The organism is Flavobacterium sp. SM15 (assembly GCF_022012335.1).
In the GTDB taxonomy this organism is placed as follows: Bacteria; Bacteroidota; Bacteroidia; order Flavobacteriales; family Flavobacteriaceae; genus Flavobacterium.
Genome location: NZ_JAKLTO010000003.1, coordinates 1 through 22,154 on the forward strand (window position 1 = coordinate 1; position 22,154 = coordinate 22,154).

15 protein-coding genes are annotated in these 22,154 nt (G+C 38.0%); 4 read left to right on the forward strand and 11 right to left on the reverse strand.

The genetic code is table 11. From position 1 onward, the window contains the following. Together LZZ90_RS05635 and LZZ90_RS05640 are read right to left on the reverse strand one after the other, a co-directional pair. On the reverse strand, window positions 1-2,024 hold a 2,024-nt coding region (locus tag LZZ90_RS05635; RefSeq protein ID WP_305039213.1), incomplete at its 3' end, for a PKD-like domain-containing protein. A 4-nt stretch (window positions 2,025-2,028) separates the two neighbouring features. Then, window positions 2,029-2,409, reverse strand: a complete 381-nt coding sequence (locus LZZ90_RS05640; RefSeq protein WP_237789717.1) for a hypothetical protein — start codon at window positions 2,407-2,409, stop codon at window positions 2,029-2,031. A 408-nt stretch (window positions 2,410-2,817) separates the two neighbouring features. Here LZZ90_RS05640 and folE point away from each other — a divergent pair, with 408 nt between their 5' ends. The 4 genes from folE (at window position 2,818) to lgt (ending at window position 6,330) form a co-directional block, all read left to right on the forward strand. Then, window positions 2,818-3,489, forward strand: coding sequence for a GTP cyclohydrolase I FolE (gene folE / locus LZZ90_RS05645; RefSeq protein WP_237789718.1), 672 nt, complete (start codon window positions 2,818-2,820; stop codon window positions 3,487-3,489). A 65-nt stretch (window positions 3,490-3,554) separates the two neighbouring features. Next, window positions 3,555-5,033 (forward strand): cysteine--tRNA ligase, encoded by a 1,479-nt coding sequence (gene cysS, locus LZZ90_RS05650; RefSeq protein ID WP_237789719.1) that lies wholly within the window; start codon window positions 3,555-3,557, stop codon window positions 5,031-5,033. Between the two features lie 58 nt (window positions 5,034-5,091). Beyond that, window positions 5,092-5,316 carry a membrane protein insertion efficiency factor YidD gene (gene yidD / locus LZZ90_RS05655; RefSeq protein WP_237789720.1) on the forward strand — a complete coding sequence of 75 codons (225 nt, stop codon included), beginning with the start codon at window positions 5,092-5,094 and terminating at the stop codon, window positions 5,314-5,316. A gap of 84 nt (window positions 5,317-5,400) precedes the next feature. Next, window positions 5,401-6,330 (forward strand): prolipoprotein diacylglyceryl transferase, encoded by a 930-nt coding sequence (gene lgt / locus LZZ90_RS05660; RefSeq protein WP_237789721.1) that lies wholly within the window; start codon window positions 5,401-5,403, stop codon window positions 6,328-6,330. Between the two features lie 65 nt (window positions 6,331-6,395). Here the strand turns inward: lgt and LZZ90_RS05665 are convergent, their stop codons facing one another. The 9 genes from LZZ90_RS05665 to LZZ90_RS05705 form a co-directional block, all read right to left on the reverse strand. Then, entirely contained in the window at window positions 6,396-8,705 is a 2,310-nt protein-coding gene (locus LZZ90_RS05665; RefSeq protein WP_237789722.1) for a T9SS type A sorting domain-containing protein, read from the reverse strand. Window positions 8,706-9,281: 576 nt separating this feature from the next. Then, window positions 9,282-9,782: a hypothetical protein gene (locus LZZ90_RS05670; protein ID WP_237789723.1), complete on the reverse strand. Its 501-nt coding sequence runs from the start codon at window positions 9,780-9,782 to the stop codon at window positions 9,282-9,284. A 152-nt stretch (window positions 9,783-9,934) separates the two neighbouring features. Further along, entirely contained in the window at window positions 9,935-12,895 is a 2,961-nt protein-coding gene (gene secDF / locus LZZ90_RS05675; protein ID WP_237789724.1) for a protein translocase subunit SecDF, read from the reverse strand. Between the two features lie 135 nt (window positions 12,896-13,030). Further along, entirely contained in the window at window positions 13,031-13,966 is a 936-nt protein-coding gene (locus tag LZZ90_RS05680) for a malate dehydrogenase (protein ID WP_237789725.1), read from the reverse strand. A 157-nt stretch (window positions 13,967-14,123) separates the two neighbouring features. Continuing rightward, on the reverse strand, window positions 14,124-16,064 hold the full coding sequence (gyrB, locus tag LZZ90_RS05685) for a DNA topoisomerase (ATP-hydrolyzing) subunit B (protein ID WP_237789726.1): 1,941 nt from the start codon (window positions 16,062-16,064) through the stop codon (window positions 14,124-14,126). A gap of 180 nt (window positions 16,065-16,244) precedes the next feature. Next, window positions 16,245-17,876: an asparagine synthase B gene (gene asnB, locus LZZ90_RS05690; RefSeq protein WP_237789727.1), complete on the reverse strand. Its 1,632-nt coding sequence runs from the start codon at window positions 17,874-17,876 to the stop codon at window positions 16,245-16,247. 320 nt (window positions 17,877-18,196) lie between these two features. Continuing rightward, the gene (locus LZZ90_RS05695; RefSeq protein ID WP_237789728.1) at window positions 18,197-19,843 is read right to left on the reverse strand and encodes an amidohydrolase; all 1,647 of its coding nucleotides are present in this window, start codon (window positions 19,841-19,843) and stop codon (window positions 18,197-18,199) included. A 25-nt stretch (window positions 19,844-19,868) separates the two neighbouring features. Next, window positions 19,869-20,321, reverse strand: a complete 453-nt coding sequence (locus LZZ90_RS05700; protein WP_237789729.1) for a GreA/GreB family elongation factor — start codon at window positions 20,319-20,321, stop codon at window positions 19,869-19,871. 66 nt (window positions 20,322-20,387) lie between these two features. Further along, the gene (locus LZZ90_RS05705) at window positions 20,388-22,139 is read right to left on the reverse strand and encodes a TonB-dependent receptor (RefSeq protein ID WP_237789730.1); all 1,752 of its coding nucleotides are present in this window, start codon (window positions 22,137-22,139) and stop codon (window positions 20,388-20,390) included. Window positions 22,140-22,154 lie beyond the last annotated feature (15 nt).

A 22,154-nucleotide genomic window follows, 5' to 3' on the forward strand; every position in this document is an offset into this window, starting at 1 on the left:
ACACTTCCCGTAGCAACCGTACACGTTGGCTGAGTGATCGTTCCTACTACCGGTGCCGTTGGCAAACCGACAGTAACATCAACCGTATCAGTTATAACACATCCACCCGGTGCCACAACAGTTAATATATAAGTTGTGTTTCCAGTAGGGCATACAGAAGGAGTTAGAGTATTTACTCCTGAAGATATTGAGGCTTTAGGTGACCAAGAAATACTATTTGTATTTAAAACAACAGTTAAATTTGTAATATCACCTGTTCCGCCGCCGCCGCCTCGAGTATCTTTTACATTTAAAGTAAATGTTCCATTAAGCGTCCCTGTATATCCTGCATAAACAGCTGGAGGAATACAAAAAGTTTGTACTCCTGATCCGGAAAGTGGTGTCAGCGTTGAATTATATACAGTTCCATCAGGCATGGTTATGGTTATCGCATTAGGATTTCCATTATTTCCAATATCTGCAGCTTTTGAATGATCAATTGTAAAACAAATTGAACCAATTGTAGTCGCTGAAGCAACCGCTCCTGAAGCAGTTATCGACGTATTGGCCCCTGTCGTGTTATTACTGGGAATTGCAACTACCGTAGAATTTGAAAAATTAGAAGCAAATGTTCCAGGCGCAACAGATGAAGTTCCGCTTAAACTAACACAACCACCTGAACAAACACTAGTATCAGTTCCTGCGTTAGCTGTAGGAGCAGGAGTCACTGTAACCAATACAGTTTGTGGTGAACCCGCACATCCTCCAGGAGTCGATGTAGGAGTTACAGTATAAGTAACTACCTGATTTACACCGGAAGAGTTAACTAATATATTAGACAAAGTGCTTGTAGACTGTAATGTTGTACTTTCTCCAGTTACACTCGCATTATTTGTGGCAATCCATGTATATGTTGCAGGAACATTGGATGTTAAAGGTATATTGACAGTTCCTCCACTACATACAGTCGCTGTACTAGGACTTGTCATGACAGGCCCAGCCTGCATAACTGCCGTAGATGTATTGGGAGGATCTAGCTGACAAGCAGGACTTGTCCAAGAACCCGACTCCCCATCTCCACTTGTATTAATAGTTACCGATAAATCCTGACCAGAAACACAAGCAGAACTCACAGTTAAATCAAAACAAAACTCCCAATTAAGACCAGTTCCAGTACAATCATCACCAAAATTATTTTTCGGATCCGATCCTACATCTCCACTATCAAAATAAAAACCTGTACCCCAATTGGTTCCATTCACAACTCCAATACCTGTCGGAAAAAATGCCCAAGTTCCACCCAAAAACTGACAAGTTGCTGCTGGGGTAGCATTTGTGATAGTACCAGTCCAACCTGGTCCCATAGAAATTTGAACTCCATGAAACCAGTTCGTATTAGTATCTTCCCATTCCGTAACAGTATAACAAAAATGAACAACCTGTCCCGGTGTATACGCTCCATTTACTGGTAAAGGCGAAGGAACCAAAGTTGATGTTCGCAAACAGTTATCACAATCTATACTATTATTGACTGATATTGAAAAGTTATTATCAGTAGCAGTTGTTGTACCCCCACTAACTTGTACGTAATAGGTTTGACCCGGAGATGTAGAATTAACAACTACAGATCCATTACCACTTCCTCCCAAATTCCCACAAGCTACACCATTTAAAGTGTTGCAGTTATTTCCTGACCAAACTCCAATACTTGCATTTGGAAACCCATTAATTGTTACATTCACAGTAGATCCCGAAGCAACAAATGTATACCACACATCTAGCGCAGGAGCTTGCATGTTCCCTCCACCAGAACAGTTGGTCAAATAAGAATATGGACTTGCACCTGTTGCAGCAACAGTAGTCTGATTATTTAAAGTAACTGTTGATCCCGTTTCTGTTGGAAAAACAGTACACGCAGCTGGTGCAGGCAAAGTCCCCAAATTTGTTGCATTTGAACAGTTATCATTTGAAGGTTGAGCATAAGCATTATTAATAAAAAGTATTAATAATGCTGACACTAACAATTGTTTGTAAAATTTCATCATTCTATTACTTTTTATTATTTGCTACTTGCTTTTTTAGATTTTTCACTGTAGGATAACCTTTTGCGATATACCCATTGGGAAGAATTGACCATACTATATTTTTATCAATTTCAATATCATCAGTAAGAAAACAGCTTTCATCTAAAGAAGAATTTACCATTTCTCTTCTTGAAAAAAGTCTGACAACCGAGCCGTCATCTAAAATGATATCATTCGATTTGGATTGGAAGTAATTACCACACATTTCAGCTTTTTGGAATGCTTCAGTAATCTCTTTTTTCGAATATTTGTTTCCCATTTTAATAACGGTAAAATTGGCATTTTTACTCTGAGAGTAAACAGTCAAACAAAACATCGTAAAAACAAGTAGTAGTAGTTTTTTCATAGTTGTTTTTGGTTTTGAATTTTATAGTTGGTATTTATTTTAGAAACCAATTAAAAAGCTCAATATTTAATTACTTTCAATAAAAAACCTCTTAACAAATGAGAAATGGATTTTCACTGTTTTATAATAAAATATTAATTTTTTGTTAATTAACAAATATGCAAAACTTTATGAAAATAAAAAAAATATGTTGAAAAATATTAAAAAATCATTATAAATATAACAAAAACCCCTATAAACACTGGCGTTTTGAGTTGTTAAAAAAAACAAAAACATTATAAATTGTTAAATAAAACGTTAAAAAAACTTACACTTAAACCTCTTTAATTAACAATTCATCGTCAATATGCTTTAATTTTTAATTATTATCTTTGCAGTATTACTCTTAACATTAAAATCCACTATTTAATGATTCATAATGACGATTTGAACGATCAATTGGGAGAAAACCACATCGGTACAAGTGCACAAACTCCCTTGCGTTCTGATGCTTTCGATATGTCTGATGACGAAAAAATAAGCGCCATAAAAAAAGATGTAGAAAACATTCTTACGACTTTAGGTTTAGACCTTACAGATGACAGTTTAAAAGGAACTCCAAACCGTGTTGCTAAAATGTTTGTAAAGGAAATTTTCGGAGGGCTTCATCCCCATAAAAAACCGAGTTCTTCCACTTTTGAAAACAAATACAAATACGGTGAAATGCTAGTAGAAAAAAACATCACGGTTTATTCTACTTGCGAGCACCACTTATTACCTATTGTAGGACGTGCACACGTTGCCTATATTTCCAACGGAACTGTTGTCGGCTTATCCAAAATGAACCGTATTGTCGATTATTTCGCGAAACGTCCTCAGGTTCAGGAACGTTTAACTATTCAGATTGTTCAGGAATTACAAAAAGTTCTTAACACTGATGATGTTGCGTGCGTAATCGATGCAAAACACCTTTGCGTAAATTCCAGAGGAATCCGCGATATCGAAAGCAGTACAGTAACCGCTGAATTCGGTGGAAAATTCAAAGAAGACAAAGTTCGTCGCGAGTTTCTGGATTACATCAAACTGGACACAACTTTCTAAATTACAGAGATTTTGAAGTTTTATTTTTTTAATCTTTCAATCTTTTAATTTTTCAATCATTTTATATGCACCTATACCAAAATCAGAATTTAAAGATTTACAATTCGCTCTCAGGAGAAAAAGAACTTTTCAAACCCATCCATGAAGGCCATGTGGGAATGTACGTTTGTGGACCAACGGTTTACAGCAATGTTCACTTGGGAAATTGTAGAACTTTCATTTCCTTTGATTTGGTGTACCGTTACCTTAAACATTTAGGCTTCAAGGTACGTTATGTGCGTAATATTACCGATGTAGGCCATATTGTGGATGATGAAGATGAAGGAGAAGACAAGATCGCTAAAAAAGCAAGAGTTGAGCAAATTGAACCGATGGAAGTAGTCCAGAAATACTCTGTGGATTTTCATCAGATCATGGAATTACTCAACAACCATGCGCCAAGCATCGAACCAACCGCAACGGGCCACATCATCGAACAAATTGAAATCATCAAGCAGATTATCGACAACGGTTATGCTTATGTTTCCAACGGTTCGGTATATTTTGATGTTACAAAATATAACCAGGCACACAATTACGGAAAACTAAGCGGGCGTAACATTGAAGACATGATTTCCAACACCCGGGATCTGGACGGTCAATCCGACAAATTGAACTCGTTGGATTTTGCGCTTTGGAAAAACGCCGAGCCACAACACATTATGCGCTGGCCTTCTCCTTGGGGCGACGGTTTCCCTGGATGGCATTTGGAATGTACTGCAATGAGTACCAAATATTTAGGAAAACATTTCGATATTCACGGTGGTGGTATGGATTTGAAATTCCCGCACCATGAATGCGAAATTGCACAAAACGAAGCATGTACCGGAGAAACCCCTGTTAATTATTGGATGCACGCCAACATGCTTACTTTAAACGGAAAGAAAATGGCAAAATCAACGGGTAACAACATCTTACCTAGAGAGCTTTTTACCGGTGCCAATTCGGTATTAAGTAAGGCGTTTTCACCTTCTGTGGCGCGTTTCTTTATTTTGCAGGCCCATTACCGAAGCATTTTGGATTTTTCCGATGATGCTATTTTAGCTTCTGAGAAAGGATACAACCGATTAATGGAAGCTATCGGAAATTTAGAGAACATCGAACCGAATTCTGTTTCAACTTTAGATATTGCAAGCTGGAAACAAACGTGTTACGATGCAATGAACGACGATTTCAACAGTCCAATTTTGATCGCACAATTGTTTGAAGCTGTTCGTTTTATCAACCTTTTAAGAGAAGGAAAAGAAACCATTACAACTACTGATTTAGACCTTTTCAAAAAAGCAGTTCATGCTTTTGTTTTCGACGTTCTGGGATTGCAAAGCGAAAGAGAAGCCGCTGGAAACAGCGATAAACTGGATGGTGTGGTTAACATGCTTATCGGAATGCGAGATGAGGCTAGAGCCAATAAAGACTGGGGCTTGTCAGACGAAATTCGGGACAAACTGCTGGAGTTAGGCATTCAGCTAAAAGACGGTAAAGAAGGTACAACTTTTACAATATAATTCATACCAAACTATAAAATGATGGAGCACAACACTTCATCATTTTTATTTAAAAACCATGCTAAAAAAAATAGTAATTTACCCTTTTATTTTCCTGGTACGGTTTTATCAGGTGGCGATTTCCCCCTATACTCCGGGAGTTTGCCGCTACTCTCCTACCTGTTCGCACTATACCGTAGAAGCGTTACAAAAACACGGGTTGTTCAAAGGTGGGTGGCTGGCGATAAAACGAATCGGAAGCTGTCATCCTTGGGGCGGAAGCGGTTACGACCCGGTTCCTTAAAATTTCTGATTAAATTAACCCTATTTAATAGCCTTACAATTTTTCATTTATTATTTTTACCGAAATAAAGAATAAACTTTCACTATGACACACGCATTGCATTTTGTATGGAACCCTTCCGAAGGTATTGATTTGGGATTTTTCATGATCCGCTTTTACAGTTTAATGTTTATTGTGGCTTTCGGACTAGGCTGGTACATCATGAAACATATTTATGAAAGAGAAGGCGAATCTTTGGAAAAGCTTGATTCTTTGTTTATTTATACCGTTTTTGCCACGCTTTTAGGTGCCCGGTTAGGACATGTTTTCTTTTACGATTGGGACTACTTTAAAGACCATAAACTGGAAATTTTATTACCTGTTCGTTTTGAGCCACAGTTTGAATTTACCGGTTTTGCAGGATTAGCCAGTCATGGCGCTGCAATTGCCATTATTCTGGTAATGTTTTATTATAGCCGAAAAATCATTCACCGTCCTATTTTATGGGTACTGGACCGAATCGTGATCCCGGTTTCCAGTGGTGCTATTTTTGTGCGTTTGGGGAATTTTTTCAACTCGGAAATTGTTGGAAACGAAACCACTTCATCAATGGGAATCCAGTTTATTCGCGACCGATACACCGCCAGAGAGGCCATGGAATTAACAGGAATTGCAGATCCCAATCAGGCATTTAAAGCTATTGAAACCAATCCTCAATTTGCAAATTTATTAGCTGATGTAATCCCTAAATACCCTGCTCAGCTTTTTGAAGCAGCTGGTTATGTTTTTGTGTTTGCAATCTTATTTTACTTGTACTGGAAAACAAATGCTAGAGAAAAACAAGGCTATCTTTTTGGATTGTTTTTGGTGATGCTGTGGACCATTCGTTTCCTTGTCGAGTTCGTTAAAGAAAGTCAAGGCGGTTTTGGGGACGATACCGGCCTTTTCTCTACCGGACAATGGCTAAGCCTACCTTTCATTGCAATAGGAGCTTATTTAATCTCTAATGCTTTTAAAACAAAAAAGAGACGATAAGTTTCAAATAACTTATAAAAAAAATCCCAACTGGTTTAGTTGGGATTTTTTTATTGGCATTTCAATTATTGCTTAACAAACTTCGTATTAGCCGCTCCTTTATCTGAATTGACCTTGATAAAATAATTCCCGGAAGACAAACTCGAAACATCCACAGTCTTAACATTCTGCGTATTCGGAACCACCAAAACCACTTGACCTAATGCATTATAAATACTTACTGAACTCACTTCAATAGTTTGCTTGGTTTCAATATTCAATTTGTCTTTTACCGGATTAGGATAAACACTGAAATACTGACCGAATTCAAAATCCTGAGCGCTTAACACCTGAATGGTTGTAGTCGCTGTATTAGTTACTATTGGGAAGTTATAATCGAAATAGATGTTTGCCGTGTTGCTAAAAGTATCACCTAAAACCAAGCTTGGTTTTGTCTTGATTTTGAAAGCTACATATCCATCATTATTAGCGTCATCAAAAGGTAAATTGATGTTTTCGAAAATGAATTCTACTTTATCGCCGGCAATCTTAGTATAATAATTGTGGCTTCCGTTAATTGGCACTAAAGAGTTGATATCAAATTTCGTTGCGTCAATCACATCTTTTACCACAATATTCTGAGCATTTGCTGAACCTGTGTTTTCAAAACGGATTACATAATGCACATACTTCCCTACTTCACTTGGTGTGATGGTAGTGCCTTCTAAACAGGTTTTATCGTTGGGATCATACGAATTTACAACGGTTTGGTTAAGGGTAAAAGAATTATCATTTGGCGTTTCATCTGTAGCGGCAGAATTTATGGCCACAGTATAATTCAAAACATCTCCCATATTCACCGCAGGAGTTTCTGCTGAAGAATTCACATTTAAAACTATTGCAATTTCACGAGCCTCAAACGGCTTTAAATTGGTAAAGTTCCAGGTTAAATTGTTTACGGTTTGACTTGAAAGCACAGGATTAGCAGAAACAAAATCAAGTACAGCATCATTAAAAGCTAAGTTAACCGAACCCGATTGGGTATTGGTTCCTTTGTTTTTAAAAACCATCTTATAGTTAGCATCAAAACCAGGTCTTGCGACACTTAGTGGAAGCAAAACTACTTCTAAATCGGGATGTACTCCATTGGCAGCAACACAAAAATTTTGAAGCAACGGACTTGCCTGAGCAGGAAAGTCTATAACCACTTGTGAAGGAGAAACTGTAAAATAAGTCGAATTCTGCATGACAGGTGTTAGTGTATAACTTCCTGATCGAAGCGGAATCGAATAATTACCTGAATCGTCCGCTATTGTACTAAGCATGTCAGTTCCGTTAAAGGTTGAAAAACGCATATTTTTATAAACACTATCCGAAGCATCACATCCATTAGCATTTTCATCATATCTAACAGCTCCCTGAACAACAAATGATTCTCCTCCCGGGGCAAATGAACAATACGAATTCAAATTACAATCTGTATAACCGTATTGAACATAAATTCTATTTGAAAGATCAGCAACGCCCTCTTCATCTACGCAAACGTATCTAATATTGGGGCAGTCCGAAAACATGATATTAGTTGCTGGTGGATCCCCTTCACCAGGTTCCCAAAAAGGGAAACGTCCATTTTTAAGATTAAGAATCTCCAGATTGGCATTATAACTCGCTACAAGCCGAACTAAACTTAAACAAGCGCTTAAATCCAAGGATTGGAAAAGATTATCATTACATGATAACACCTCCAAGCTTGTCAAACTGGAAACATCCAAAATTGAAAATTGATTACTATCGCAATTCAAAAAGGTAAGGCCAGGAATTTGACTAAAATTCAAAGTAGTCAAATTATTCCAATTACATCGCAATTCGCTTAAATCTGTGTTTCCATTAAAATCAATACTGACAAGTTGATTCCAACCACATTCCAACCTTATCAAATTGCTTAAATTAGAAACATCAAGAGTACTTAGTCGATTATTGGAACAAACTAATTCTGTCAAATTAACACAATTTGAAACATCTAAAGCAATCAACTGATTACCATTGCATCTAAACAATGATAAATTGATTAAAGTAGAAACATCCAAAGAAGATAACAGATTATTTCGACATTGTAACTCCTCTAAGTTTACAAAATTCTCTAACCCAGTCATATCAGTAATCCCAGCACTTTCAACCCTTAAGTGGTGTATTACCAAAGCTTCACTAACCTGAATCTGACCATCATTGTTCGTGTCAATTTTCACGTAAGCCCCAGATGCGTCCAGAGCAATACTCGAAGTAGTAGAAGCAGCTAAAAGCCTTGCCTTAAAATTCGCATCCGGTATGTCAATAATCTGTGCGTTAACCGCAGTTAAAGAGCACAGTAATAACATTAAAAAGTAAAGTTTTTTCATAGGAATAATTTAACGACTTAAAGATAACACTTCCTAATTACCAAATGTAGTATTCTTACAAACATCACAAATAAATAAAGAAACTACCCTTTTTAATAATCACATAACGCGACGTAATTAAATTAATAACAACACCGCCTAAGTACTATGAACTGTGGCTTTCGGGGTTATAAAGAGCATTAACCACCTATCACAACGGGGTTACTGGGGTTCCGTAGAGCATTTACCACACCCTACAACGGGGTTATTGGGGTTGTAAACTGCATTAACCACGTTCCTTAACCTAATCAATAGGGTTCCAAACGTAACTTACCACCTAACACAACCGCGCAATTGAGGTTATCAACGTGGTCTACCACGTTATACAACGGGGTAACTGGGGTTTAAGACGTGGTTAACCACGTCTTGTAAGGTGGTAAATCCACTTCTAAACGTGGTCAGTGAGGCAATGAACGTAATCCACCACGTCAAATAAGGTGGCTAATGGACTTCAAGACGTGAACAACCCCGTCAAACAACAAAAAACCTGAAAGAAAACAAATTCTTTCAGGTTAAGTGAATACATCTCAACGCTGATTATTCTTCGGCTTCAGCAGCAGCAGTAGTATTGGCTCTTGATTGATTGTTACCCCCGGTAAAAAACTGCCCAACTTCCTCAACTTTGGTTTCAAACCCTACCGCTTGCGTAGTCGCTTTGTATTTAGCAAAATCATAATCGGTTAAGGCAGCCTGATAATTGTCCCAATCGTGCAGGATTTTGGCGTTGTTTAGCCCGTCGATTAAGCTTTGCAAACGCTGAATAGTAGTTTGCAGAAAGGTGCGGCTGTCGTAATCGTTTAGGAATTCCGTCCAATCCACATCCGGGCTACTCAGGTTCGGCTGGCTGTCCCTAAAGTCTTTCACTTTGGCAATAATTAATTTGTTTTGTTCGTTAACGCTCCCGTACTGTTGACGCTCCTGAGCAGTAAGATTAGCGAGTTTAAGGCTTAGCGCAGATTCTAAACTTGTAACTGTAGTGTTAATACTTGTTTTCTCTGCTGCTGTAAAATGACGGCTGTCAAAATTTGTAAATGGCATATACTTATCGTTAAAATTATTACTCCGTAATATTAATAATTACAAATTATTCCTACAAATTATTTTATAGATATTTACTTACAATTTCAACAGCGATCCATAAAAAAAGCCCCACATAAAGTGGGGCAACTTTTTATAATTTAAGATTACAATTAAGCGTTTGCTTCCTGGTGTAATCGTTCAATTTCTTTTTTGTCTTCTTCCGGCATAGTATCAACTAATACTGGTGTTGCCAAGAATAATGAAGAGTAAGTACCTACAACGATACCAATCAACATCGCGAAGATGAATCCTCTGATCGACTCACCACCGAACACGAACATGATTCCTAATACTAAAATCATTGTTAATGAAGTATTGATGGTTCTTGATAACGTCGTGTTAATGGAATCATTTACAATCTGGTTGAAATCACCTTTTGTTTTACCTGCAATAAACTCACGGATACGGTCAAATACAATAACGGTATCATTCATTGAGTATCCAATTACAGTAAGGATCGCAGCGATAAAGTGCTGGTCCATTTCCATGTGGAATGGCATGAATTTGTAAAGTAGTGAGTAAGTTCCTAATACAAAGATAACGTCGTGTGCTACCGCAGCAATCGCTCCAAGAGAATACTGCCATTTACGGAAGGAAATTACTAAGTACAATCCTACTACAGCCATGGCTCCGATAACCGCCCAGAACGAGTTGGTTTTAATATCTTCAGAAACCGTAGCACTTACTTTAGTTGCCTGTACAACTCCTAACGTTTTACCTTCGGCCGTATTGATGAAATCTTCGTAAGAAATATTGTTAGAATAGTGGTGTTTTAAACCGTGGTATAATTTCTCATTTACTTCTTTATCCACACCTACTCCGTCCTCCTGAACTTTGTATTTGGTGATGATACGCATTTGATCTGCATTACCAAATTGTTTTACCTCTACATTTACTCCGTATTCTTTGCTTAATTCTTCAGCGATTTCAGCCGGAACAACCGGTTTTTCAAATTTCACCTGGAATGTTCTACCTCCAACGAAATCAACACCTTCATCCAATCCGTTTACGAAGAATGAAATACTACTTCCAATTACCACAATAGAAGAAATGATGTACGTCCATTTTTTAGCTCCGATAAAGTCGAAATGGAAGTTTGTAAACCAGTTTTTAGAAATATTGGTTGTAAAATTGATGTTTCTACCTGCAGCCGCATCTTTATCCAAGAACATTCTTGCAATAAAAATAGCTGTAAATAAAGACGTGAAAATACCAATTAACAAAGTAGTTGCGAATCCTTTTATTGGACCTGTTCCGAAGATGAAAAGGATCAAACCAGTAAGAATGTGCGTAACGTTTGCATCAATGATTGAACGCATTGCTCCATGCCAGCTATATGAAGAGATAATCGCATCTAAAAGTGATTTTCCAGCGCGCAATTCCTCTTTTGCTCTTTCATAAATAATAATATTTGCATCCACCGCAGTACCCATGGTTAACACGATACCAGCAATACCCGGTAAGGTTAATACAGCTCCTAAAGAAGCTAAAATACCAAACATGAACAATAAGTTTACAATCAAAGCCACGTTTGCATACCAACCTGCTCTTCCGTAGTAAACAATCATCCATAAACACACTAAAAGTAAACCAACAACAGAAGACATTATACCGTTGTCAATAGCCTGCTGACCTAATGATGGTCCTACAACCTCAGATTGCACAATTTCTGCAGAAGCCGGTAATTTACCTGCTCTTAAAATGTTTGCTAAGTCTTTTGTTTCTGCAACATCAAATACTCCGGAAATCTCAGAACGTCCTCCGGCAATTGGTCCTGTAGAAACTCCAGGAGCCGAATAAACGATATTATCTAAAACAATAGCAATATTACTTCTTTGTGTAAAAGCTTTACCAGTTAACTCTTCCCATAATCTTGCACCAGTAGCATTCATCTGCATAGTAACAGATGGTCTACCCATTTGGTCAAACGATTCTGAAGCATCAACGATTACTCCTCCACTTAATGGCGGCACTCCGTCTCTGTTTGTTTTTAAAGCATACAACTCAACAGCTTCAGGTGTTTTAGGATTTACTTTACCCCAAACAAAACGCGCAAAACGCTGGTCTGCTGGTAATAATGCACGGATATCCGCTCTTTTTAAATAACCGTTAACTTTTGCTGTATCACTTGGACTGAAATAAGCCAATACCGGACCACCTTGCTGACCACCACCTTTAACCAATCCTAATAATGGGTTGTTTGCAGTAGCTGTAGCTTTAGCCGAATCATTAGCTTTTGTCGTCAATAATGAATCGATTTGTGAAGTTTTTGCAGCAGCAGCCTCTTTTGCAGCAGCTACAGGTTTTTCAGTTTTCTTTAACGCTTCATTAGCCGTTAAAAGGAAGTTACCGATTTCTTCAACTTTATAAGTTTCCCAGAACTCTAACTGTGCAGTACTTTGTAATAATTTCTTAATACGGTCGATATCTTTCGCACCCGGAAGTTCCACTAAGATTCTTCCAGACTCGCCAATTTTCTGAATGTTTGGCTGAGTTACTCCGAATTTATCGATACGCTCTCTTAATACGTTAAAAGCACTCCCTACAGATTCAGAAACTTTTCTTCTGATGATGGTTTTAACCTGAGCGTCAGACATTTTGAAATTAATCTCACTTAAGTTTCTGTTTGCGAAAATCTCAGGTGATGATAATTTGATTTGCCCGTTGGATACTTGCTCAAAAGCAATGAAGAAAGCATCTAAATAATCCTGATTACCTTCTCTGTTTTTTGTTGCCTCAGCAAGCGCTTTGTTGAAAACCGGATTTTTTGAATTGTTTGCTAATCCTTTCAACACGTCTTTAACCGAAATCTGAAGAGTTACGTTGATACCCCCTTCAAGGTCAAGACCTTTGTTAATTTGTTTTTCTCTTACTTCATTAAAAGTATGACCTAAAAACACTTTCTCCTTACCAATAGAATCCAAATAAGCCAATTCTTTCTTAGAATCACCTCCAGCAAAAGCCTTAGCCTTGCCTTCGATATTATTGGTAACAAATGTGAAGGAAAGCTGGTAAATACTTACCAATGCAAATAAAATTGCAAAAAATTTAATGAGTCCTTTATTCTGCATTATTACTAAAAATTAATTATTTTTTTCAAAAACGAGCAAATATATACTTTACAATACTATTTACCAATTTATTTCTTAATTATATCTAAAAAAAAGACTGCCCGAAAGCAGCCTTCATCTTATTTTGTTAATTGTTTATGCTAAAACCGATTTTAAATCGCCGTTCATGGCACGAACTGCATCGGCACTCTTAGCAAAAAGTGCTTTCTCAGCATCGTTTAATTTAATATCCACGATTTGCTCCAATCCATTTTTACCGATGATACACGGAACTCCCATACAGATGTCTGTCTGACCGTATTCCCCTTCCAATAAAACCGAACACGGAATCATTTTCTTTTGATCGTTTAAGATGCTGTCCACCAAATAAGCTACCGAAGCTCCAGGTGCATACCACGCTGAAGTACCAAGTAAACCTGTTAAAGTTGCTCCTCCAACCATAGTATCAGCAGCCACCTTATCCATTTCCTCCTGAGAAAGGAACGTTGAAACCGGAACACCACAATACGACGCTAAACGGGTTAAAGGAATCATAGTTGTATCACCATGACCTCCGATTACCATTCCGTCAACATCATTTGAAGGTTTGTTTAACGCTTTTGATAAGTAATATTTAAAACGAGAACTATCTAACGCACCACCCATTCCGATGATTCTGTTTTTAGGTAATCCTGTAGCTTTTAATGTTAAATACGTCATGGTGTCCATTGGGTTGGAAACCACAACAATAATTGCATTTGGTGAATGTTGTAACACGTTTTCAGCCACTCCTTTCACAATTCCCGCATTAATTCCGATTAACTCCTCACGAGTCATACCCGGTTTTCTTGGAATTCCTGAAGTAATAACCACTACATCACTTCCAGCTGTTTTAGAATAGTCGTTGGTAGAACCAACTAATTTAGTATTGAATCCTGTTGTTGTAGCACATTGAGAAATATCCATTGCTTTACCTTCTGCAAAACCTTCTTTGATATCCAATAAAACTACTTCGCTTGCAATTCCTCTGTAAGAGATTACGTCTGCACAAGTGGCACCTACGTTTCCAGCGCCAACTATTGTTACTTTCATGATATTATATAATTTTTGGGTTGGTTAAATTTTTCCGAAAGTACGAAAAAAAAAGACCTATCCTAGTTATTTTAGAAAAATAAACATTAAAAATACAAAGATTTAACAAACAAAAAAGACTTCCATTTGGAAGTCTTTTCTATGTATTTGCATAAAATTACGCGTCGATTTTTGCATACGCTGCGTTTTTCTCAATAAACTCTCTACGAGGCGGAACTTCATCCCCCATAAGCATCGAGAAGATACGGTCAGCTTCTGCTAAACTATCAATAGAGACCTGACGCAAAGTCCTGAACTCAGGGTTCATGGTTGTTTCCCATAACTGCTCTGCGTTCATCTCCCCAAGACCTTTATAACGCTGAATACTTGTTCCCCCGCCCATACGCTCTGAAATCTCATCACGCTGCGTATCGTTCCAAGCATACTCCTTTTTATTACCTTTTTTCACCATATACAAAGGAGGTGTTGCGATGTAAACATATCCGTTCTCAATCAACTCTTTCATATAACGGAAGAAAAAGGTCAAGATTAATGTAGAAATGTGGCTACCATCCACGTCGGCATCACACATGATGACTACTTTATGGTAACGCAATTTTTCAAGATTCAAAGCTTTACTATCCTCTTCTGTACCAATGGTTACTCCCAAAGCTGTGAAAATATTACGAATCTCTTCGTTTTCAAACACCTTATGGTGCATTGCTTTTTCCACATTCAAAATCTTACCACGTAATGGCATAATCGCTTGGAATGCACGGTCACGACCTTGCTTAGCCGTTCCACCCGCCGAGTCTCCCTCGACAAGAAACACTTCGCATTTTGTAGGATCCTGTTCAGAACAATCGGAAAGTTTACCCGGTAATCCACCGCCACCCATTACAGTTTTACGTTGCACCATTTCACGCGCTTTTTTCGCTGCATGACGTGCCTGAGCCGCTAAGATTACTTTCTGAACAATGATTTTTGCATCGTTTGGATTTTCCTCAAGGTAGTTCTCCAACATCTCAGCAACCGCTTGGGAAACCGGTGAAACCACCTCTCTGTTTCCTAATTTGGTTTTGGTCTGCCCTTCAAATTGAGGTTCAGCCACTTTTACTGAAATAATCGCAGTCAAACCTTCACGGAAATCGTCTCCTGAAATTTCAAATTTCAATTTATCCAACAATCCAGAGGCATCAGCATATTTCTTTAACGTACGGGTTAGCCCCATACGGAAACCTTGCAAATGCGTACCTCCTTCGTGAGTATTGATGTTATTCACATAAGAGAAAATATTTTCCGAATAGCTATCATTGTAGATTAACGCCACTTCAACCGGAACCTCTCCTTTTTCGTTTTCCATGCTGATTACATGACCAATAATTGGCACACGGTTACCATCAAGGAATTTAACGAATTCTTTTAAACCTTCTTTCGAATGAAACGTTTCTCCGGCATAATTTCCGTCTTTGTCCGTTTCTCTTCTATCCGTTAATGTAATGGTAATTCCTTTGTTAAGGAAAGCCAACTCACGCATACGCGCTGCTAACGTATCATAAGAATATTCCAAAGTTTGCGTAAAGATCGTTCCGTCCGGCTTGAACCAAACCGTTGTTCCTCGCTTGTCGGTTTCCCCAACCTGCTTAACCGGATACATCGCTTTACCTCTTTCGTATTCCTGCTCGTATACTTTACCTTCTCTAAAAACTGTAGCTTTTAAATGGTCAGACAATGCGTTAACACACGACACCCCAACCCCGTGCAAACCTCCGGAAACTTTATAGGAATCTTTGTCAAATTTACCTCCGGCACCAATTTTGGTCATTACAACCTCTAATGCGGAAACTCCTTCTTTTTTATGAATATCTACTGGAATTCCACGTCCGTTATCTTCTACCGTAATGGAATTATCTTCGTTAATACTTACAAAAATAGTATCACAGTGTCCGGCTAACGCCTCATCGATCGAGTTGTCCACTACCTCATAAACCAAGTGGTGAAGCCCTCGAACTCCCGTATCACCAATATACATCGAAGGACGCATCCTTACGTGCTCCATTCCTTCAAGCGCCTGAATACTGTCTGCCGAATAACTGCTCTTTTTTACTTCTTCGCTCATAATTTATCGTCTGAATGTGTATTTTTTTGTCTAACGAGCAAATATATAAAATTGAAGCCGATTTCACACTAAGAACAGAACCGATAAAACAGTAAGTTATCAACAAAATGAGAATGTTTTCCACAAAAAAGCGCCGATATAAATCGACGCTTTAAACAAACAAACTAATCACATTGTAAACTATACAATTGCTTTTTCTGCGCAAACCGCTATCGTTGTATCGGCTTTTACGTGAGCTACGTTTGCTCTGCCGCTTGGGTCCTGATTGATTTGCCATTTCGGAATCCATTTTCGCACCGTTTTGGCAGCATCATCCTGTGGAAAATGCTTGTGGAATATCGTTCTGTAAAAAAAGGCTTCTTTTGTGGCCGGTGTGTTGTACGGAAACAAAACTTCCGCTTGAGCAAAATCTTCTTCGGAAACCTGAGAAGCACAATGTTCGATCAAGGTATCAATCCAGTTGTACCCCACTCCATCGGAAAATTGTTCCTTTTGACGCCATAAAATCGATTCCGGCAAATAAGGCTGCTCTGATGTGTCAAAAGCTTTTCTGAGGATGTATTTTTCGATTCCGTCATAGGTTTTAGGCATTTTCTCTTGCGGCTGGATTTTGATGGCTAATTCCAGAAACGCTTTATCCAAAAAAGGAACCCTTGCTTCCAATCCGTGTGCCATGGTCGATTTATCAGCGCGCAATAAATCAGCGGTCGACAATCGTTGCACGCGTTCGATGGTTTCCTTCTGAAAATCAGCAATGCTTGGCGCATTTCTAAAATACAGATATCCTCCGAAAATCTCGTCGGAACCTTCACCCGAAAGTACCACTTTGATTCCCAAATCTGTAATCGCTTTTGAAAGGAAATACATTGGTGTGCTGGCTCGGATTGAGGTCACATCATAAGTTTCCAAATGCCAAATAAGCTTATCTAAAATTTCGATTCCTTGCTCAATGGTGAAATGGATTTCATGATGTTCCGTCCCTAAAAATTCTGCTACAGCTCTTGCTGCAACAGCATCTGGTGCGTCTTTATCCAAACCTATGGAAAACGAACGCAGTTTTTGACCGTCAATCTCTTTTAGCAAACGGGAAGCGATTGAAGACGTTAGTGAAGAATCCAGTCCGCCGGAAAGCAAAACACCAATTGGCACATCGCTCATTAAACGTTTGCGAACCGCTTCGGTTAATGTTTCACGAATGGCTTTCAAATCCAGTTTCTCTACTGCTAAGTTTTCGTCTTCCCATTTAGGCTGATAATATTTTATAAAACCAGTTTTGGGTGTATAATAATGCCCCGGAGGAAAGGCTTCGAATGTTTCGCATTGATCAGCAAGAGATTTCATTTCTGAGGCGAAGTACAAGCGTCCTTCCTTGTCTTTTCCGTAATACAAAGGTTTCACTCCCAACGGATCGCGTCCTGCTATAAAATCATCACCATCAATAACTACAAAAGCAAAAATTCCGTCCAGCATATCACAGAAATCATAACCGAATTCTTCATACAAATGCACGATTACTTCAGAATCGGAAGTAGTACGAAACGAATGATGTTTTAAAACCGTATCGCGTAATTTTTGATGGTTATAGATTTCTCCGTTGTGCACCATCCAAGCTGAAGAGGTTCCTTGAATGGGTTGTTTTCCGGTTTGCAAATCCACAATGGATAAACGCTCGTGGCTTAGAATATGACCTTTTTCATTGATGTGTAAATCACTTTCGTCGGGCCCACGATGGGACATTCTTTTGGAAAGTTGTTGAACTAAGGCCGTATCTATTTTTTTTTCGTTTCCAATGATTGCTAAAATTCCGCACATAATCGTTTCTTTTAAGTTTTATTATGAAACAAAATTGCGTTTTAAAGTTTTATACTGAAACCTTAAAATTAATTTTAATTACATTTTTTAATTTAAAATGAAATTTTTACAATAAAAATGCAACTTAATGATACCAGAAAAGTAATTTTAGATTACAGATTGAAATTTCACACAAAAAACACTCCAAAAAGTAAAGTGATTGGCCCTATAGCCCTGATAGGAGCGTCACGAAGTAGAGCGGATAGCAGGAAAACGGCATCAAAAGAAACCTAACCGATTCGCTCCAAAAAAATCCCAAACTTTCGCCTGAGATTTTAACTTTATTTCACTTGTTTTCCCTTTATAAAAGTACTTACAGGTTTCACGTAAGGGATTCCATCAATATCCATAGTCATAATATTGGTGTCGAAAATTGTAAAATCGGCCCATTTTCCTTTTTCCAGACTTCCTTTTTCGTTTTCTTCAAAATTGGAATAGGCTGCCCAAATGGTCATTCCTTTTAGAGTTTCTTCTCGTGATAAGGCATTTTCAGGTTGAAAACCACCTTGAGGGTAATTCTTTAAATCTTTACGAGCTACAGCGGCGTAAAAAGTGTACATTGGGTTCACTTCTTCAATTGGGAAATCTGTTCCTAAAGCTACTAAACCAGCTTTGTCAAGCATTTTTTTATAAGCATAGGAATTTTTGATACGCTCCTTTCCCACTCTGTCCTGCGCCCAATACATATCGGAAGTGGCGTGTGTTGGCTGTACCGATGGAATGATTCCCAATTTGAAATAATCGAAATCCTGTTCCTGCATAATTTGAGCGTGCTCTATTTTCCAGCGTCGGTTAGGTTTTCCATCCAAAACTTCTTTATAAATTTTAAGTAAAACCGTGTTGGTAGAATCGCCAATCGCATGGGAATTCATCTGATAATCTGATTCTGCGATTTGTTTTGCAATGGAACGAATATCTTTTATAGGAGACAACAAGGCTCCAAAATGTTTAGGCTTATCGGAATATTCTTTGTGTAAGCAAGCGCCTCGCGATCCTAAAGCTCCATCCCCCATGAATTTAAACGAACGAACATTTAATTTATCCGTTTTATAAATACCAAGCTGAGTATAATAATCTACATTTTCTTTTGAAGCAATCGCCATTGCGTAAATATTAACCTCCAATTGATTAGCCTGTTGCAAACTATCAATCAATTCAATAGTTTCACGTTCTAAGCCCGCTTCGTTGATTGTAGTAAGCCCGTAATTGAACATTACTTTTTCTGCGTCTTGCAGGGCTTTTATTTGTGTTAGTTTTGAAGGTTTCGGGATGCTGTTGTATACCAATTCCATGGGATTATCTATGATGATTCCCGTTAACTGTCCGCTCTTCACTTCGATTTCACCACCTTCCACTTTGGTTTTGGCAGTAATTCCAGCCATTTGAAGCGCTTTTGAATTGGCTAACAAAGCATGACCGTCAATTCTAGTAATTGCAACCGGCGTGTTGGGGAAAAGTTTATCAAGCTGATCTTTAGTTGGAAATTCCTTAACCGGCCAATCGTTTTGATCCCAGCCTCTACCCTGAATGTAATCTAGATTTTTCTCTTTTTGAAATGTGATAATTTTAGCGATTACCTCATCAAAACTTTTAGTCCCGCGTAAATCAACACGCTGTAAGTTTAAGCCATAGCTGTAAAAATGTGCGTGAGCATCATAAAACCCCGGATAAATAAACTTCCCTTTTGCATCAATAGTTTTATTGGCTACAAACCAATCTTTAAATGTTGATGATTTGCCTACCTCAACAATTTTCCCATCCTGAACTGCAAAGGCTTCAACTACTTCAAATCCTTTATTTACGGTATAGACTTTAGCGTTTTTTACGATTAAATCTACTTTTAGTTTTTTCTTTGGGAGTTCCGAATTTTTCTTCTGTGCTAAAAGCGAAACCGAGAGTAAAAGAAGGAAAAGGTATTTTAATTTCATGGTCTTCAATACTATTTAAAAACAATTAATCAATAGCTGTTATGGTGAATTTAGAACCGTTTACCTCAACAACGGCTCCGATTTCTTTTCCGAGCAATTGTGAACCTAAAGGCGACTGTGGTGAAAGTGCTAAAACAGTAACCCCATCAATTTTAATTTTTGGCAATGCTGCACTTATAAACAACTGCAAACCATTAGCTTTAACTAAACTTCCTAAAATCACTTTTTTGCTTTCAACCGAAACATCGATTTTACTTAAAACCTCTTTGAAATGAATCGCTTCCTGCAATTTGGCACTTAGTTTCTCCTGTTCCAAATGCATCATGGACAAAGCGGTTTCGTGTTTATCGCCGGCAGAACTTTTGGCATCGTTTTGAGCATCGTCGGCCAAACCGGAAATCATGTCGCAGTATACGTCGATTTTATCCTGCAATAAGGTTAAATGATGCTGCAGTATTTTTTGTTTAAAAGTCGTCATGGTATAAAAATAAAAAAACGCGAAAGGAGAACTTCCGCGCTTCAAATTTAGCTTTTATAAATCGATTTAGAAATCAAATTTGTAATTCGCCCCGATTAAAAACTGGAACCCCTGAACCGGATAATTCATCCATTTTTGGTATTGCTGATTGGCAATATTGTTCAGTTTCAAGAAACCGGTTAAACGATCGTTGTGTTTGTAACCCAAATGAGCGTTCAAATCGAAATAGCTGTCCAATGTTACTTTACGAGCGGTAAAAGTTGGTGGAAAAACAGCCGTTGCATCCTGAATCATGATTTGGTCTTTACGCTCCCCAACAAAGAAAATATTGGTTCCGGCATACCATTTTTTGGTAATGTTCACATCTAAATTGGCTCCAACTTTCAAATTAGGCATATTCCATGCTTCGTCTTGATCGGTTGAATAATTGTAAAACGTTCCGTTAATTCCGAAAGTTGCATTTTTTGAAAAATCCATTTTCAATTCTCCGAAAACACTGATTGTAGTTAGGTTATCATAAACCACCCCGAAAGAATTCCCGTAAGCATATCCATCTTTATTGGAATTCGTCCCATAAGGATTTGCCATGAAAAAGGCTTTATCATCTTCAGCCATATAAGAACCTCTAACATTGAACGTTACCGTGTTGGCCAATTTTCCTTTCATTCCCACATAAACATCGTATTGCTGATTGGTTGGCGCAATGGTTAAGGTTGGTGAAACGAATTTGTTTTCCTGAGCAAAATCTGCAAAAGTGTTTTGTTTCAATGTTCCTTCGGCTCCGGCATAAGCAATCATAATATCACCCACTAACTTGTAAGAAGCTTTAACTTGTGGAAAAATATAAAACTTGTTATCGCTCTCATCGTTATATTTCCCTACACTGTAGAAAAAACCTGCCCCGGCTTGTACAGACAAATCATCTTGTTGTAAAAGAATAGCCGGTTGTGCTCCAAAATTCAAATAAGAGTATGAAATATCGCCTGTATTGAAGTAATCTTTTTCAAAACTACCTCCAACATAATCCACTACAAATCCGGATTTAAATTTAAAGTTGTCCACTTCAAAATTAATGGCCGGTTTTACAAAAAATCGATTTTCCTGTGAACCATGCGAATCCCAGAAGCGTTTAAATTGAAGTGATGTTTCCTCCAAAGCACTGTCTTTCATTCCCAGTTTTGCACCTAAAGACAAAGTCTGATACGTCTGTCCTTCGTCAATAAGACCAATTGCATCATCGGTAAACGTAACAAATTCAGTTGGTAATCCGTACCAGTTGTACATTTGATGTTTATAACCTAAATCGGCGTTCCAGTCCATGGCTTTGGTTCGGCTTCCATAGGTTAAATCCAGTGAGGTATCGTAGTATTTATCATCTAATTTTACATCGTTAATTCCGCCTTGGGAAGATAAATGACGTAACATTCCGCCTACATAATCGGTGCTGTTCAGGTTTTCGGTAATGAATAATTCCCCGTTGATGGTTCCGTAATTACCCACACCAAAAGTTGCATAATTTTTAAAGATTTTCTCCTTTGCCGATTTATCTACCGAAGCAGCCTTTCCCTTTGCAGGCGTAAAGGTTGAAGCTACCGGAAACGAGAAAATATTGTACTTGATTTCCTCTTTATCGGTATTGACCTCATCTTCGATTACCGGAGTTTCTTTTACTTTAAACGCATCGGAAATGGTTGGTGTATATGGCTTTACAACATTTACTACCTCAGTTCCGATATTTTCATCTTTCTTTTGTGCGAAAGTTTGTAATCCTGTAAAAAACAAACCTGCTGCTGCTATATATTTGAAAGTCTTCCTCATCTCTTAAATTTTTAA